Origin of the sequence: Croceivirga radicis (assembly GCF_002072105.2) — a bacterium.
Classification (GTDB): domain Bacteria; phylum Bacteroidota; class Bacteroidia; order Flavobacteriales; family Flavobacteriaceae; genus Croceivirga; species Croceivirga radicis.
Genome location: NZ_MTBC01000002.1, coordinates 18,765 through 35,245, shown reverse-complemented (window position 1 = coordinate 35,245; position 16,481 = coordinate 18,765). Strand labels below are relative to the sequence as shown.

The following is a 16,481-nucleotide window of genomic DNA, read 5'->3' as shown; positions in this document are numbered from 1 at the left end:
AAAAAGGAGCTAATGGCTCCTTTTTTATTTTGCCCAAGAGTATATGAGGTAAAATCAAACCAACTACATATAGAAAAAAAGAATAAAGTTTTGTTTTTATTTAGACTCATTATATATAACTTTGATGCCAAATAATTCTACAATAGAATTTATTCAATTACGTAAACGATACAACGCATCAAAAAATGAGCAAGACCATTAGTGCTTTTTTAATTGCTTCTCTTCTTTGCTTACACCTTGTTGCCCAAACTAAAAAGGAGCTAGACCAAAAATCTATTAAAAAGATGTGCGGTTGTTTTGAGGTAACTTTCAACTTTGCCGAAACTTTTAACTACAGTAAAGATTCGCTCTACAAACCTTCTAAAACAAAAGTGGACAAAGGTTTGGAGTGGGCCCAATTAGTAACCGACACGGATAATAAAATAGTGATACAACACTTACTACAAGTTGGCGACCCTAAAGACCCGTACATTGTTAAACACTGGAGACAGGACTGGTTATTTGAAAATACGGATTTATACACCTACAATGGAGATAACAACTGGACCTTTATAGAAAAACCAATAAAAGAGGTTAAAGGCCAATGGACACAAAAAGTCTATCAGGTAGATGACAGCCCCAGATATGAAGGCTCCGCCACATGGGTACATGTGGATGGAAAAAGCTATTGGGAAAATACCACCCCAGCACCCTTGCCAAGAAGAGAATATACCACCAGAGCAGATTACAACATAACGTTAAGAGGTAATAGGCACGAGATAACCGCAGACGGTTGGGTACATGACCAAGATAACAGCAAACTAATACGCACACCAAACCAAAAAGATGTGGTCCTTGCCAAAGAAAAGGGCTACAACACCTACGTGCGTGTACCAGATGAACGCTGCCAAGGCGCTATCAATTGGTGGTCTACGCACAAAGAAAAATGGGCAACCGTGCGTGCCGTATGGGATAAAGTTTATAAAAACAACCAAGACCTTACCCTTAAAGAAAAAGTAGACCACAAAGTGCTTTACAAGCATTTGTTTGATGAAGAGCTTACCAGCAAATTGGAAATTGAAAAAACAATAAATGCCTTTGTAGTAAAGAACCCCAAGGACAACAGTAAAAACTAATTATAAATGAAAAAATTAGCAATTTTAAGTATACTTACATTAGGTTGTTTTGCGCAACTACTAGCTCAAAAAAATGTCTTTTTAAATCGAGATTTTTGGAGCAATAATCCAAGTATAAGCACGATAGACGAACAAATTGCTGCCGGCAATGATATCACGGAAAGGAACCCAGCATTTTTTGATGGACCAACATACGCCATTTTACAAAAAGTTGACCCAAAAACTATTGCCTACATTATAGAAAAAGAAGGAAATGGTGTGGACAAACTTACCCATGACGGAAGAATTTATCTACATTGGGCAGCCTATTCTGGCAACAAACAAGTTGTAGATTATCTACTAAAAAATGGCGCAGATGCTGCAGCAGTAGATGCCCATGGTTATTCTGTGATAAATTTTTCTGCTAATGCAGGATTAAATGACACTACAATCTACGATGCCTTACTGGCTAAAGGAGCCGATTTAAAAGCAACCACACACAACGGGGCCAATGCTCTTTTACTCTCTTCTTCTAGTGCCAAAGACTATAAAATTATCCAATATTTTATAGATAAGGGGCTTTCTTTAAACAGCAAAGACAATGATGGTAATGGCGCTTTTATGTATGCCTCACGTAGCGGAAATATTAACCTCCTAAAAACACTTAAAGACAAAGGCGTAGCTTATAAAGCTATTAACAATAATGGAGAAAACGCGCTTTTTTTGGCCGCCCAAGGTACGCGTCGTAGCCAGAATGATAAAAAAGTTTTTGACTATTTAGAGGGGCTAGGATTAGCCAATAATTTAATTAATTCTGATGGGCAATCCCTACTGCATCTTATTGCCAGAAATAATAAAGATTTGGCGCTTTTTAAACATTTTATCCAAGCAGGTCTTGATTCAGAATTGGCAGACAACAATGGCCAGACCCCTTATTTAAATGCTGCTAGCGGCAATACCTTGGAAGTACTACAGCTCTTGGCCCCTAAAAAAGCAACTAATCCCGTAAACAAAAAAGGGCAAACGGCTTTAATGCTCGCAGTAGAGCGCAATTCTGCAGATGTGGTGGCCTATTTAATTGAACAAGGAGGCAATATAAATGCAAAAGATAAAGATGGTAATGGTCTAGCCTACTATTTATTACAAAATTACAATCCAAGAAATGTAGATTTATATGAGGCCAAACTTGCTTTGTTGCAAAAAGCGAATGTAGATTTTACCGCACCGCAAAACAATGGCAATACCCTACTGCATTTGGCTGCTAAAGAGAATAACCTAAAACTACTAAAACAGTTAGCTGCTTTCCAGATAAATGTAAACCAGAAGAACAACGAGGGCAACACGGCACTACACCTTGCGGCCATGTCTTCTAAGAACGATGATATTTTAAAGTATTTAATTGCTATTGGCGCAGATGTTTCGGCCACTACAGACTTTGAGGAAACAGTATTTGATTTGGCTTCTGAAAACGAAATGCTAAGAAAAAACAACATCAAACTAGATTTTTTAAAACCTTAAGAACAAAATGAAAAGAATACTAGGATTAGCCTTTAGTTTAGTAATACTAACTACCCTAATTGCCTTTGTGCAGGCACCAGACACTGTTGGTTATAAGTGCATGATTCAATTAACCAATTACGAGGGCGAAGGAGCCTATGTGGTAGTTTCTGTGGTAGATAAGGAAGATAAATATGTGGAGACCCTTTATGTTCAAGGAGATGACGAAGAATGGTACCGAGATTTAACAGCATGGTGGAAAAACCTTTATGGAGTAAAAAGACCTACCCTAGATGGTATCGTTGGTGAAACCGTTACCGGAGGACAGCGAAAGATGACTGTTTTACAAATTCCTTCAGACAAAATCGATACGGGATTCAAATTACGATTTGAATCGGCCGTTGAAGACCATGAATATTACAAGGACGATGTAGAGTTTGACTTAACTACCGAAAATCTTGCCACCAAAAAAGAAGGTAAGGGTTACATTAGATATGTTAGAATGATTAAACAATAAATTACTTATGACCATCTCTATTTGGAGGTATAGTCATCTGGTATTGGCCCTATCATCGGGCCTTTTTTTAATTCTGGCATCGGTTACCGGAATTGTATTGGCCTTTGAGCCCATGCAAACCGCTACCAATGGGTATAATCCTGTTCCACTAAACGAAGTAAGACTGTCCGAAACAATTGCTGCTTTACAGCAAGAATACGATGAGGTACTATCCTTTAAAGTAGACCAAGATGATTATATATTGGCCAATGTTGTAACCAAAGAAGGGGATAACAAGGCGCTATACGTACACCCAAAAACCGCCAAAGTTTTAGGTGTACCAGAACCACAACATCCTATTTTTAGCTTTACTACCAATCTACACCGGTCTTTATTCCTAAAAAGTGTGGGGCGTTTTTTTGTTGGCTTGGTATCATTCTTACTTTGTTTAATTGCCGTTACCGGTTTGTTACTGATTATTAAACGCCAAGGCGGTTTATTAAAATTTTTTAATAAAGTACAGCCAGACTATTTTGAATTACGTTACCACGTGGTACTTGGGCGTTGGTTTCTACTACCCATTATACTAATTGCCGCCACAGGAGTTTATCTGTCTGCGGAAAAATTTTCACTCTTGCCATCCACACGGGTTACCCATAAGATTATGGAACCAGAAGACCATGTAGATGAAAATATACAAGCGTCAGACCTTGCCATCTTCAAAGAAATAACCATGGACCAAGTGCGATTGGTTACCTTTCCGTTTTCCCCATTTCCAGAAGATTATTTTGAGCTAGCCCTACAAAACAGAGAGCTATACGTACACCAATATACCGGTGCTATTTTAAGTGAACAACCTTATCCTTTTACCTATTTGGCCAGTAGACTTAGTTTAACCCTGCATACAGGACAAGGGTCTGTTCTATGGTCTTTAATATTATTACTCGCAAGTAGTTCAATCCTTTTCTTTATTTATTCCGGTTTTGTCATGTGGCGCAAACGCGTAAAAAATTCCGTAGGCAAGTCTAAGTTTAGTGAAGACGAAAGTTCTCACATACTATTATATGGTTCGGAAACCGGTAATACCAATGGTTTTGTTTTGGCCTTACAAAAAGGATTGATTAAGGCAGGTAAAAGGGTTTTTGTTGCTCCTTTGAATTCCTACACCACCTACAAAAAGGCAACGGATATTTTTATTCTTACCTCTACCTATGGCGAAGGTGAGGCGCCTACCAATGCAAATAAATTCTTAGACAAACTTGAAACCGTAGTACAACCCAACCAACTCAACTATTCAGTTATTGGTTTTGGTTCTTTATCCTATCCGCTCTACTGCCAATTTGCGATAGATGTTGCACAAAACTTACGCAAACAGGATAACTTTAAAGAAACCCTTCCATTGGTAAAAATAAACAACCAAGCTAAGGAAACGTTTTTAGATTGGATAGAAAAATATAACCAAAGAACGGGAGAGCGTTTACGTGTAGAGGCCTACTTGCCTAAAAGTAATTTTCTTAAACCCAAAAAGTTTGAAGTTATCTTTAAAACTGAAGTAAATGTAGACCAAACCTTCTTGTTGCAGTTAAAACCTAGAAAAAAAATAAAATTTCAATCGGGAGATTTACTTGCATACAGACCCAAGGAAGACCAAGCACCAAGACTATATTCTATAGCAAAATACAACGGAACCCTTTTATTGAGCATTAAAATTCATGAGCATGGTATCTGTTCTAGGTATTTTTCAACCTTAGAAACTGGCAATAAGATAACTGCCAACATTCAAAAGAACACACACTTTCATTTTCCAAAAAAGGCAACAAGTGTCACTTGTATTGCTAACGGTACAGGTTTGGCTCCATTTTTAGGATTAATTGCAGAGAACAAGAAAAGGATTCCCTTGGATCTATTTTGGGGTGGCCGCACAAAGGCCTCTTACCAAATTTATGAACCGTTCCTATCCACGCATTTAGAATCAAAACAGCTACAACAGGTACATTTGGCCTACTCCCAAGAAGGAACAAAACAGTACATACAACAATTACTAGAATTGCATAGTAAGGAAATAGCCGAAAAATTACATAACGGTGGTGCCATCATGATTTGCGGTTCATTAGCCATGCACAAACAAGTTTTAGAAGTTCTAGACCAGGCTACGCTAACCTACATAAACCAGCCTTTGCGTATTTTTGAAGAAAAAGGTCAAATACTTTCAGATTGCTATTAAGCCAGATTTTACCCAATAAATTCTAATCCCCTTAACACAAAACTCTAAAAAGCAACGTTATATTTATCCTATGCGTTTTATCTTTTTCGTTTTAATTGCTTTTATGCTAAGTGCCATTGGCTTTTCTCAGGAAGACTTTTTGGCTAAGCAGTATTTTAACGATGGTGAATTTGAGAAAGCTAAGGTATTGTACCAAAAACTAGTGAAAAAATCACCTGGTAGAACAGATTTCGCAGAATATTATATTACCACATTACAACAATTAGAAGACTACCAAACCGCAGAATCTTTTTTACTAAAGAAATTAGAGCAGCCTAGGGTTTTCCCAACCTTTTATATTGAAACCGGTTACAACTATGCTTTAATGAAACGGGAAGAAGAGGCCGATTTATTTTATGATCGCGCCATTGCCAGCATACAAACCAACCCGAATTATGGTTATGCCATTGGGCACAGATTTCAAAAATACTCCTTGTTAAACCAAGCCGTAGAAGCTTATAGTTTGGCCATGCAATTGAATCCGCAGGCAAATTTTGACTTGCAATTGGCCCGTATTTACGGAGAGCAGGGCGAAGTTCAAAAAATGTTTAGGGCATACCTAAGCTTGGTTTACGATGGCAAGACCAGTAGGTCTAGTGTTCAGCGTTATTTAGAAGATTTTATTACGGAAAACCCAGAAAACACCAATAACATTTTGCTACGTAAGATTCTGCTGCAAAACGCGCAACAACAACCCGATGTATTTTGGAACGAAATGTTGAGCTGGCTTTTTATACAACAACAACAATACAAAAGCGCATTTGCCCAAGAAAAGGCAATATTTAAGCGTACGGATGAAGCCTCTTTGGAGCGACTCAAAAATTTAGGGCAAATCTGCTTGGAAAACCAAGCTTGGGATACCGCAGAGAATATCTTTTCTTTTATCACGGATAAATCCAATGATAAAGACACCCAATTAAATGCTGCACTAGAACTTATAGAAATTGAATTAAAAACCAATCCCAATCCAAACCTAAAAGACCTAGACAAACAATATCAAAATTTATTGGTTACTTATGGGCAAGAACTAAACACACTAAATTTACAAATTGCCTATGCCAATTTTCTAACCTTTAAAATGAGTAATGCAGCGCCAGCAATAGCCCTACTAAGGGAGAGTATGGACTTACCGATGGGCAGGTTTGGCACCGCATATTTAAAAATGGCGTTAGGAGACATTTTGGTTTTTGACCAAAAATTTAATCAGGCACTTATCTATTTTACGCAAGTACAACAAAGCCTTAAAAACGATGTGTTGGCGCAAGATGCTAGGTTTAAAGTTGCGCAAACCAGTTTTTACAAAGGCGATTTTGACTGGGCATTAACCCAATTAAAGGTTTTAAGGAGTTCTACTTCGCAATTAATTGCTAATGATGCCATGCAGCTAAGCCTTCTAATTTCTGATAATTCCCAGGAAGATTCCACACAAACCGCACTAAAAAAATATGCAAGAGCAGATTTATTGGCCTATCAAAATAAAACCCAAGAGGCTATAGATGCTCTAACTGCAATTTTAACCGAGCATAAAGGTGAAAGTATAGAAGACGAAGCACTATTAAAACAGGCGCAATTGTTAGAATCGCAGAACAAATATGATGATGCCCGCTTTAATTACATTAAAATCATAGAATTTTATGCCGATGGTATTTTAGCGGATGATGCCCATTTTAGATTAGCAGAATTATTAGAAAATAAATTAGGCCAACCGGAAAAGGCAAAAGAGTATTACGAGAAAATTATTTTCAATTTTAAAGACAGTTACTATTTTCCGCAAGCTCGTAAAAATTATAGAAGGCTAAGGGGAGACACCATAAATTAGAGAAACATGATTATATATAACGTTACTACCAACATAGACGATTCTGTACATGACGAATGGTTAAGTTGGATGAAAGATATTCACATACCAGCAATGTTAGCTACAAAAAAGTTTGTAGAAGCCAAGATGTGCAAAGTAGTAGTTAAGGAAGAAATGGGTGGCACAACCTACTCCGTTCAATACAGAAGTATAGATAGGCCCACCTTAGAAAGCTATTACACGGAGCATGCAGAAAACATGAGACTTCAAGGAGAGCGTCTGTTTCCAAATAAATTTGTCTCTTTTAGAACAGAACTAGAGGTTATTAGCGAGCAAGAAAGTTAATATATGCATCTGGTTTTTAGCTATGGCACCCTGCAACAGACAACTATTCAACTAGACCTTTATGGTACAACCTTAGAAGGTATTACAGACCAATTAAAAGATTATGAGCTGTTGAACAATGTGGTATACGGTAAATATCCAGCAGTTAGAAAAGCGTTGAACCAAGTTGTTAAAGGCACGGTATTTAACCTTACCACCCAACAATTACAAATTACGGACCAGTATGAAGGTGAAGCATACAAACGAAAAATGCTACAACTCAATTCTGGGATTAAAGCCTGGGTTTATATAGAAAATTAATTTTAGGGTCGTACCTTGCGTGCAAAACCTCCTTATGCCTAAAAAGAGAAAAGACAAGTTTCGTGGCCAACGGGATGTTCCTGCAAACCACGGCCATGACAATGGACCGGTAAAAGCCAAAAAACACTTAGGACAACATTTTCTGAAGGACGAGAAAATAGCACAACAAATTGCAGAAACCCTTTCTTTAAATGGCTATGACAAGGTGCTAGAAATAGGCCCCGGCACAGGAGTTTTAACTAAATACTTGCTACAAAGGGGTATAGACTTGGTGGCTATGGATTTAGATGCAGATTCTATAGTTTATTTAAACCACAGCTTTACCTTAGAACACCCCAACGTGTTCAATAAAAATGGAAAACTTAAGGTTATAGAGGCCGATTTTCTTCAGTTTGATTTAACCAAATTATACGGCGAGGAACTATTTGCCATAACGGGTAATTTTCCTTACAATATATCCAGTCAAATTGTTTTTAAGGTTCTGGAGTTAAGACATGCCATTCCAGAATTTTCCGGTATGTTTCAAAAAGAAGTAGCCAAACGTATTTGCGAAAAAGAAGGCAGCAAAACGTACGGTATTTTGTCTGTTTTGGTTCAGGCTTTTTATGAAGCAGAATATCTGTTCACGGTACACCCAGAAGTTTTTGATCCACCACCAAAGGTGCAATCTGGCGTGCTGCGTTTAGTACGTAAAAAAGACTTTTCTCTAGCTTGTGATGAACGCCTGTTCTTTAGAGTGGTAAAAATGGCCTTTAACCAACGTAGAAAAACCATTAGAAACAGTTTAAAACCGCTAGAGCTTTCAACAGAATTAAAAGAAGACGCTATATTTGACCAACGCCCAGAACAATTGTCTGTGGCACAATTTTTAGAGCTAACCAAACGCATAGAAAATGACGCCATTTAAGTTAACAGAAGAACTTTTAGTGGAAATTCAGCAGCTTATCTCAGAAGAAGCACATGATCAGCTTAGAGAAATGCTCACGGAATTTCACTATGCGGATATTGCGGAGATTGTAAACGACCTGGAAATTGAAGAAGCCACTTATCTAATTAAGCAATTGGATAGTGAAAAAACTTCTGATGCGCTTACAGAGTTAGATGAAGACGTACGTGAAGCCATTTTGGGCAACCTTTCGCCAAAAGAAATAGCTGTTGAGCTAGAAGAACTAGATACGGATGATGCTGCTGATATTATAGGAGAATTACCCAAAAGTATTGTACAAGAAGTAATCTCTGAGATAGACGACCGTGAACACGCCAAGGACATTGTAGATTTATTACGCTATGATGAAAGTACCGCTGGTGGTTTAATGGCAAAAGAATTGGTAAAGGTTAATGAAAATTGGAATGTACTCACCTGTGTAAAAGAAATGCGCATACAGGCAGAAAATGTTACGCGCGTGCACAGTATCTATGTAGTAGATGACGAGGATAAATTAAAAGGTAGACTATCTTTAAAAGACCTACTTACCACAAGTACCCGTGCCAATATTAGAGACGTTTACATTAATAAGGTAGATTCTGTTAACGTTAACGAGAAACCAGAAGAGGTAGCTAAAATCATGTCTAAATATGATTTGGAAGCCATACCCGTAGTAGATGAAATAGGACGCTTGGTTGGCCGCATTACCATTGATGATATTGTAGACGTAATACGGGAAGAAGCCGACAAAGATTACCAGATGGCGGCCGGTATTTCTCAAGATGTAGATTCTGATGATAGTATTTGGGAGTTAACGCGTGCCCGCTTGCCTTGGCTTATTCTTGGCCTTTTTGGCGGTGCAGCAGCCGCGGTAATAATGGGTGGTTTTGAAGAAATGTTTAAGGCTTACACCATCCTATTCCTGTTTACGCCACTTATTGCGGCCATGGCTGGTAATGTTGGGGTACAATCCAGCGCCATAATTGTACAAGGCTTGGCCAATGATGATATAAAGGGGAGTATAAGCAACCGTTTAATCAAAGAAATGCTTTTAGCATTACTTAACGGGTTTATCCTTTCTATTTTATTACTATTGTTTACTTGGCTTTGGAAAGGGGATTTAATGACTTCTATTGCCATCTCCATTTCTTTGATTGCGGTTATTGTAGTAGCCGGGTTTATTGGCACTTTTGTACCACTTTTTCTAGATAAAAGAGGTATAGACCCTGCCATAGCAACCGGGCCGTTTATAACCACCAGCAATGACATTTTTGGCATTCTTATCTATTTTAGCATCGCCAAGCTTATCTTAGGTTTATAAGAGCGGCTAAGAGCAGTAAAGTAAATTGGCATGAAATCGATAAACATTCAACAAAAATTTGAACAATTCGAAGCTAAGTGGCACCCACAACAAATTGGCGTGGTAGACCAAATGCAAGTGTTGTTGGCTAAATTACAAGGAGAGTTTGTTTGGCATAGCCATGAAAAAGAAGACGAACTTTTTCAGGTAGTAAAGGGCACCCTATATATGCAATTTAGAGACCGAACAGAAATAGTAAAAGAAGGTGAAATCATTATTGTGCCAAAAGGTATAGAACACTGCCCATTGACCAAAAACAATGAAATTGTAGAGGTCTTGCTTTTTGAAAAACTAACTACCGCACATACGGGCAAAACAAAACACCAACTTACAAAAACAGCATATCCTAAAATATGAAAGTACTTCATTTAGATACCAATCACGCTATATTAATCCAGGGTTTTCAAGAACTGGGCTGGGAAAATCATGAAGATTACACCAGTACCAAAGAACAGATTGAGGCTAAAATCCACGAATATGATGGTATTATAATTAGAAGTAGGTTTACCATTGATCAGCAGTTTTTAGACGCGGCAAAAAATTTAAAGTTCATAGGCAGGGTTGGTGCAGGTTTGGAGAACATAGATATCCAATACGCCAAAAGACTAGGCATATTTTTGGCCAGCGCACCAGAAGGAAATAGAAATGCGGTTGGGGAACATGCCTTAGGCATGTTGCTTTCCTTAATGAATAAAATGAATAAGGCCCATAGAGAAGTCTTGAACGGCCAATGGAATAGAGAGGATAATCGCGGCGTAGAATTAGACGGAAAAGTTGTGGGCATTATAGGCTATGGTAATATGGGCAAAGCTTTTGCAAAAAAATTACGTGGTTTTGATGTAGAGGTTATCTGTTATGATATTCTTGGGGGTGTAGGCGATGAAAATGCCAGACAAGTAGGTATTTTAGAGTTTAAGCAACACGCTGACGTGGTAAGCCTACATGTACCACAAACCGAAGAAACTATTGGCATGGTAGATGCTGAATTTATATTTGGGTTTAATAAACCATTTTGGATTCTAAACACCGCACGTGGCACGTGTATTAAAACGGAAGATTTGGTAGTAGGCCTAAAAGAAGGTAAAATCTTAGGTGCCGGGCTAGATGTTCTGGAATACGAAAAAAAATCTTTTGAAGATTGGTTTACTAAAAGTCCTAAACCTTTTGAATATTTAAAGCAAGCAGACAATGTGCTTTTAACCCCTCATGTAGCGGGTTGGACCGTAGAAAGTAAAATTAAGTTGGCACAAACCATAGTAGACAAGGTAAAAGCTCAATTTTCTTAACTTTATTGGTCTAGCCAATTTAGTTAAATGACCATAGAAGCAAAAACCGTAGAAGAATACATTTCTAAACTACCAGAAGAAAGCAAGCAAGCTGTAACCAAACTAAGAGATACCGTAAAAGAAAACCTACCAGATGGTTTTGAAGAAGGTATTTCGTATAGTATGATTGGGTTTTATGTACCCCATTCGGTTTATCCTAATGAGTACCATTGTAACCCCAAATTACCCTTGCCGTTTATAAATATTGCTTCCCAAAAAAATTATGTTGCCCTGTACCATTCTGGTTTATATGCAGATAAACAAGTATTGGACTGGTTTGTTACGGAATATTGCAAGTACGCAAAAACAAAACTAGATATGGGTAAAAGCTGTATTCGGTTTAAGAAAATGGACCAAATACCTTACCCCCTAATTGGGGAATTAGCACAAAAAATGAGCGCCAAAGACTGGATTAATATATATGAGAAAAATCTAAAGCGCAAATAAATAGGCGGCACAAATAATACCGCCACCTAACCTTTTTAGTGGCGAGTTAGAAATACATAAAAAGATGAAAAAACGAGTTACAGGATTGGGCGGAATCTTCTTTAAGTGCGATGACCCAGATAAAATTAAAAATTGGTACAACAACCATCTAGGCTTAAACACAGATCAATACGGCTGTAGTTTTTGGTGGAAGGACAAGCAAGGTAATGATGCCCTAACCCAGTGGAGTCCCATGAGTAAAGACACCAACTATTTTGAGCCTAGCCAAAAACCGTTCATGATAAATTTTAGGGTAGAAAACCTTAAAGAATTACTTGCAACGCTAAAAAAAGAAGGCGTTACGGTTATTGATAAAATTGAAGAATTTGAGTATGGTAAGTTTGGCTGGATACTAGACCCAGAAGGCAATAAAATAGAACTTTGGGAACCTGTAGATCAAGCTTTTCTGTAGGTATTGATTTATTTGCTACATTTATTCCAGATTAACCAACAATTAGAAAAACAATGTCTGAAGAAAACAAAGACCTAGGCGATAAAGCCGAAGAAGCATTTGATAAAGCAAAAGAGGCGGCCAAAGAAGCCGCAGAAGATGCAAAAGATGGCGCTAAAGACTTTAGTGAAGGCGCTAAAAAAACTGCTAACGAATTCGCAGAAGGTTTAAAAGGTGCAGGTAACGCTGAGAATAAAAAAATACTTGCTGGAATTTTAGCTATAGTATTAGGGTGGTTAGGTGTTCACAAGTTCATCTTAGGGTATCAAAAAGAAGGAATTATCATGGCCGCTATTGGTGTGGTGGGTTGGTTTCTTTGTGGAATACCTACATCAATAGTAGGTTTAATTGGTTTAGTAGAAGGTATCATCTATTTAACAAAGTCAGATGAGGAGTTCTACAACACCTACCAAGTGGGTAGAAAACCTTGGTTCTAATAGTATAAGCCGGCTTATTGCCGGCTTTTTTGATGTTTTATTAATCGCAATATTACGATTATATGGTTATAAGAACTATGCAAATAGAAGATTGGCCCAGTGTTGCCCGTATTTACAAAGAAGGATTGGCAACTGGTTTTGCTAGTTTTGAAACTGATGTTCCAGATTTTGACACTTGGTCTGCCAAGAAATTAAATTTTTGTAGACTGGTAATTACAAAAAATGAAGAAATTTTGGGTTGGGCCGCCCTATCTCCCACTTCAACACGCATGGTTTATAAAGGTGTTGCAGAAGTGAGTATTTATGTCTCCAAGCGGGCTCAAGGTAAAGGCTTGGCCCAATTGCTATTTAAAGCGTTAATTACCGCCAGTGAAGAAAATGGAATATGGAGTTTGCAATCCAGTATTTTCCCAGAAAACAAATCTAGCATTAGGTTACACGAGAAAATGGGTTTCCGTTATTTGGGCAAACGGGAACGTATAGCTAAGACCATAGAAGGCATATGGAAAGATAATTTGCTATATGAAAGAAGAAGCGATACCGTAGGTACTGCTTAAGCGTCTTTATTTTGATTGGCCTGTTCTTGCATGGCCTCCATATGCTTGCGTTCCAATTCTGCCTGAAACTCCTCCATAACCGGTTTAACCGTGCTTTCTGGCAAATCTGCAATTTTAATATACATTAATCCATCTACAGAATTATTGAACAAGGGATCAACATTAAAAGAAACCACTTTGGCATTCTGTTTAATATATTTTTTTATCAATACGGGTAAACGCAAACTACCTGGCTCTACTTCTTCAATAAGCTTATCAAACTTGTTTAAATCTGCCTGTGTTTCATCAAAAACAAATTCTTTATCGGCATCTTTAAGCTTCACCTTAAATTCCTTTTTAGGTCTAACATATTGGGCTACGTACGGATCCCAATAATGCGACTTCATAAACTCTATCATCAAGGATTTAGAGAAGTTAGAGAATTGATTGCTAATACTAACCCCGCCAATTAAATATTTATGCTCCGGATAACGTAGCGTGGTATGTACAATTCCTTTCCACAATAAAAACAAAGGCATGGGTTTTTGCTGGTATTCGGCCACAATGTATGCCCTTCCCATTTCAATACTATCTCGCATCATTGGGTACAGTTCCGGCTCAAACCGGAATAAATCTTGTAAATAGAAGCCGTCTATTCCATATGCTTCAAAAATTTCAGAACCAAGACCCATGCGGTAAGCGCCCACTATTGCCTTTTGCTCATCGTCCCATAAAAACAAATGATGGTAATACGTATCAAAGTGGTCCAAATCTATAGCATTGTTGGTACCTTCTCCAATTGCCCTAAAGGTTACCTCACGCTGCCTTCCTATTTCTTTTAGGATAAAGGGCATGTCTTTTTCTTGAGCTAAAAAAACTTCGTAGTTTTTGCTCTGTAACAGTCTTAAATCCTTTTCTCTTAGCTTCTCAATTTCGCCTTGGATTACCTCGGTACGAACTGCAGAAACAATTTTTTTAGGGGGCTTAGGTATTTTTAAAGATGAGGGAACCTTGTCTATAAAGCGCTCTTTTTCAAAGGCATTAGACAACAAATATGTTTTTTTACGTAGTAACTCGGTAAAGCTTTCCAAAGTTGGTTCTTCTTGTTGTACCGCTACGGAAATTGGCTTTCCAATACGCACTTTAATGGGCCTTCTATTCTGTGTGGTCAATTCTGAAGGTAATTTTGCCGTTCTAAACACATCGTCTATTTTGGATAACCTATAAAACAACCGACTATTTTTTGCATGAAAATAGATAGGTACCACGGGTACTTCTGCCTTTCGTATCAATTTCAACGCGGCTTCTTCCCAAGGCTTATCTACCACTAATTTTCCATCTCTGTAGGTAGATACTTCCCCAGCAGGAAAAATACCCAATGGATGGCCATTGCGCAAATGTGCCAATGCGTTTTTAAACCCAGCTACACTACTCTTGGCATCCTTGTGATTTTCAAACGGATTAACAGGCATTATATAGGACCTTAACGGCTCTATCCTATGTAATAAAAAGTTAGCTATTATCTTAAAATCTGGTCGCTGACCTAATAAAAGTTTAAGTAACAACACCCCGTCTATGCCGCCAAGCGGATGGTTAGAAATAGTAATAAAAGCCCCGTCTTTAGGCAAACGTTTTAAATCCTCTTCTACAATCTCAAAATTAATTTCGTAATGCTCTAAGATTTTATCTAGGAACTCAGGAGCGTCTAAATCCTTATGATTATCGTAAAACCTGTTTATAGTGGTAATCCGGGTAACTTTCATTAGTAACCAACCAATGAATGTTCCAATAAAACCATACTTCTCTAGGTGTAAAACCTGCGCTACTTCTTTTGCGGAAACCAATCCCATTATCACTATATCTAAACGTAAATATAGAAAAATAGAAAGAGGAAGTAGGCCGCCTTAACCTTATTTTACGACCAACTGCGTAGTTTGTTTTCCACGTTGCTCTACAAGTACCTCATAACCATTAAGTACGGATTTTACCGCCTCTTCAGTAAAATGTCTTACCGTGTATAAGGAAACCTCTTCATGACAAACCACTTTAAACTTCTTTTCCAGTTCTGGCAAAACCGCGGACAGCCCACAAAATTTATTATCTACACAAACAGAAAAACTAATGGCGGAGTTCTGTATTAAATCTACTTTTAAACGGTGTTCATGAAATAATTTAAACAGCTCGCTTATATTGTTTTCTACAATAAAAGAGAAATCTAAAGAAGATAACTTTAAAAGAACTTGGTTTTTCTTAACAATAAAACAAGGTACTTCTGGCTCAATTTTAACCCCTTTACCCACGGTTGTACCAGGCTCTTTTGGGTTAATAAAGGATTTTACATGCAAAGGAATTTCTTTGCGCTGCAATGGCTGTAGCGTTTTGGGGTGTATTACCGAGGCACCATAGAATGCCAACTCTATAGCCTCTCTGTAATTTATTTTATTTAGTAATTGGGTTTCTGTAAAGTGTCTGGGATCTGCATTTAATACACCGGGTACATCTTTCCAAATGGTAACAGATGCTGCATCCAAACAATACGCTAAAATTGCTGCGGTATAATCAGAACCTTCCCTACCTAAAGTCGTGGTAAAGTTATTTTCATCGCTTCCTAAAAAACCTTGGGCAATGTTTAACTTAGACTTATCCACAGTTGTTTTTACCGCTGCTTCAGTTTTTTCCCAATCTACTTGGGCGTCTCTATAACTGTTATCTGTTTTAATTAACTCCCTTACATCTAGCCATTGATTGTCTAAACCAACTTCTTTAAGATAAGCACTAACAATAGTGGTAGAAATTAACTCACCGTAACCTACCACTTGGTCATAAACAAAGGCATATTTAGGCGACTTGTTCCAGATTAAAAATCCTTTAACCTCTTCTATTAGCCTATTTACCGCATGGTGCACCTCGTGATTTTTAGCCTCAAACAGATCGTTAAGTATTGTTTTATGATAGGTTACCAATTCTTCAATAGCAGCATCCATATCGGGTTTGTCATTAAAATAACCATTAACCACGCGCTCCATGGCATTGGTTGTTTTGCCCATTGCAGAAATTACCAATAGCGTATTGGTATGCCCTACCGTTCTTAGAACATTAACAACATTCTTAACACCCTCGGCATCTTTTACAGAAGCCCCACCAAACTTAAATATTCTCATATATTTT

Annotated in this window: 17 protein-coding genes; 15 read left to right on the top strand and 2 right to left on the bottom strand. The window is 37.8% G+C overall.

What is annotated here, in order from left to right; all coding sequences use genetic code 11:
- Nucleotides 1-185: 185 nt before the first annotated feature.
- The 15 genes from BUL40_RS03085 (at nt 186) to BUL40_RS03015 (ending at nt 13,334) form a co-directional block, all read left to right on the top strand.
- Nucleotides 186-1,115, top strand: coding sequence for a DUF6607 family protein (locus BUL40_RS03085; protein ID WP_080318045.1), 930 nt, complete (start codon nt 186-188; stop codon nt 1,113-1,115).
- Between the two features lie 6 nt (nt 1,116-1,121).
- Entirely contained in the window at nt 1,122-2,612 is a 1,491-nt protein-coding gene (locus tag BUL40_RS03080; RefSeq protein WP_080318044.1) for an ankyrin repeat domain-containing protein, read from the top strand.
- A gap of 7 nt (nt 2,613-2,619) precedes the next feature.
- Entirely contained in the window at nt 2,620-3,108 is a 489-nt protein-coding gene (locus tag BUL40_RS03075) for a DUF2271 domain-containing protein (RefSeq protein ID WP_080318043.1), read from the top strand.
- Between the two features lie 7 nt (nt 3,109-3,115).
- A complete protein-coding gene (locus tag BUL40_RS03070; RefSeq protein ID WP_080318042.1) occupies nt 3,116-5,311 on the top strand; it encodes a PepSY domain-containing protein in 2,196 nt (731 codons plus the stop codon).
- A 70-nt stretch (nt 5,312-5,381) separates the two neighbouring features.
- Nucleotides 5,382-7,169: a tetratricopeptide repeat protein gene (locus BUL40_RS03065; RefSeq protein ID WP_080318041.1), complete on the top strand. Its 1,788-nt coding sequence runs from the start codon at nt 5,382-5,384 to the stop codon at nt 7,167-7,169.
- A 6-nt stretch (nt 7,170-7,175) separates the two neighbouring features.
- Entirely contained in the window at nt 7,176-7,493 is a 318-nt protein-coding gene (locus BUL40_RS03060; protein ID WP_010519472.1) for a DUF4286 family protein, read from the top strand.
- Between the two features lie 3 nt (nt 7,494-7,496).
- Nucleotides 7,497-7,793 (top strand): gamma-glutamylcyclotransferase family protein, encoded by a 297-nt coding sequence (locus BUL40_RS03055; protein ID WP_080318040.1) that lies wholly within the window; start codon nt 7,497-7,499, stop codon nt 7,791-7,793.
- Nucleotides 7,794-7,827: 34 nt separating this feature from the next.
- A complete protein-coding gene (rsmA, locus tag BUL40_RS03050; protein WP_080318039.1) occupies nt 7,828-8,700 on the top strand; it encodes a 16S rRNA (adenine(1518)-N(6)/adenine(1519)-N(6))-dimethyltransferase RsmA in 873 nt (290 codons plus the stop codon).
- Complete coding sequence (gene mgtE, locus BUL40_RS03045; RefSeq protein WP_010519469.1) at nt 8,687-10,039, top strand: magnesium transporter; 1,353 nt, start codon at nt 8,687-8,689, stop codon at nt 10,037-10,039. The genes rsmA and mgtE overlap by 14 nt, the downstream gene beginning before the upstream one ends.
- Nucleotides 10,040-10,069: 30 nt before the next feature.
- Nucleotides 10,070-10,435: a cupin domain-containing protein gene (locus tag BUL40_RS03040; RefSeq protein WP_080318038.1), complete on the top strand. Its 366-nt coding sequence runs from the start codon at nt 10,070-10,072 to the stop codon at nt 10,433-10,435.
- Nucleotides 10,432-11,364 (top strand): 2-hydroxyacid dehydrogenase, encoded by a 933-nt coding sequence (locus tag BUL40_RS03035; protein ID WP_080318037.1) that lies wholly within the window; start codon nt 10,432-10,434, stop codon nt 11,362-11,364. The genes BUL40_RS03040 and BUL40_RS03035 overlap by 4 nt, the downstream gene beginning before the upstream one ends.
- A gap of 27 nt (nt 11,365-11,391) precedes the next feature.
- Nucleotides 11,392-11,850: a DUF1801 domain-containing protein gene (locus BUL40_RS03030; protein ID WP_080318036.1), complete on the top strand. Its 459-nt coding sequence runs from the start codon at nt 11,392-11,394 to the stop codon at nt 11,848-11,850.
- Nucleotides 11,851-11,914: 64 nt separating this feature from the next.
- A complete protein-coding gene (locus BUL40_RS03025) occupies nt 11,915-12,301 on the top strand; it encodes a VOC family protein (RefSeq protein ID WP_080318035.1) in 387 nt (128 codons plus the stop codon).
- A gap of 53 nt (nt 12,302-12,354) precedes the next feature.
- Nucleotides 12,355-12,777 (top strand): TM2 domain-containing protein, encoded by a 423-nt coding sequence (locus BUL40_RS03020; RefSeq protein ID WP_010519464.1) that lies wholly within the window; start codon nt 12,355-12,357, stop codon nt 12,775-12,777.
- A 62-nt stretch (nt 12,778-12,839) separates the two neighbouring features.
- Complete coding sequence (locus BUL40_RS03015; protein WP_244901812.1) at nt 12,840-13,334, top strand: GNAT family N-acetyltransferase; 495 nt, start codon at nt 12,840-12,842, stop codon at nt 13,332-13,334.
- On the opposite strand, the gene BUL40_RS03010 is transcribed toward BUL40_RS03015, so the two are convergent.
- Together BUL40_RS03010 and BUL40_RS03005 are read right to left on the bottom strand one after the other, a co-directional pair.
- Nucleotides 13,331-15,163: a GNAT family N-acyltransferase gene (locus BUL40_RS03010; protein ID WP_010519462.1), complete on the bottom strand. Its 1,833-nt coding sequence runs from the start codon at nt 15,161-15,163 to the stop codon at nt 13,331-13,333. The two genes, BUL40_RS03015 and BUL40_RS03010, sit on opposite strands and share 4 nt — an antisense overlap.
- Before the next feature lie 60 nt (nt 15,164-15,223).
- Complete coding sequence (locus BUL40_RS03005) at nt 15,224-16,474, bottom strand: aspartate kinase (RefSeq protein WP_080318034.1); 1,251 nt, start codon at nt 16,472-16,474, stop codon at nt 15,224-15,226.
- Between the last annotated feature and the right edge of the window lie 7 nt (nt 16,475-16,481).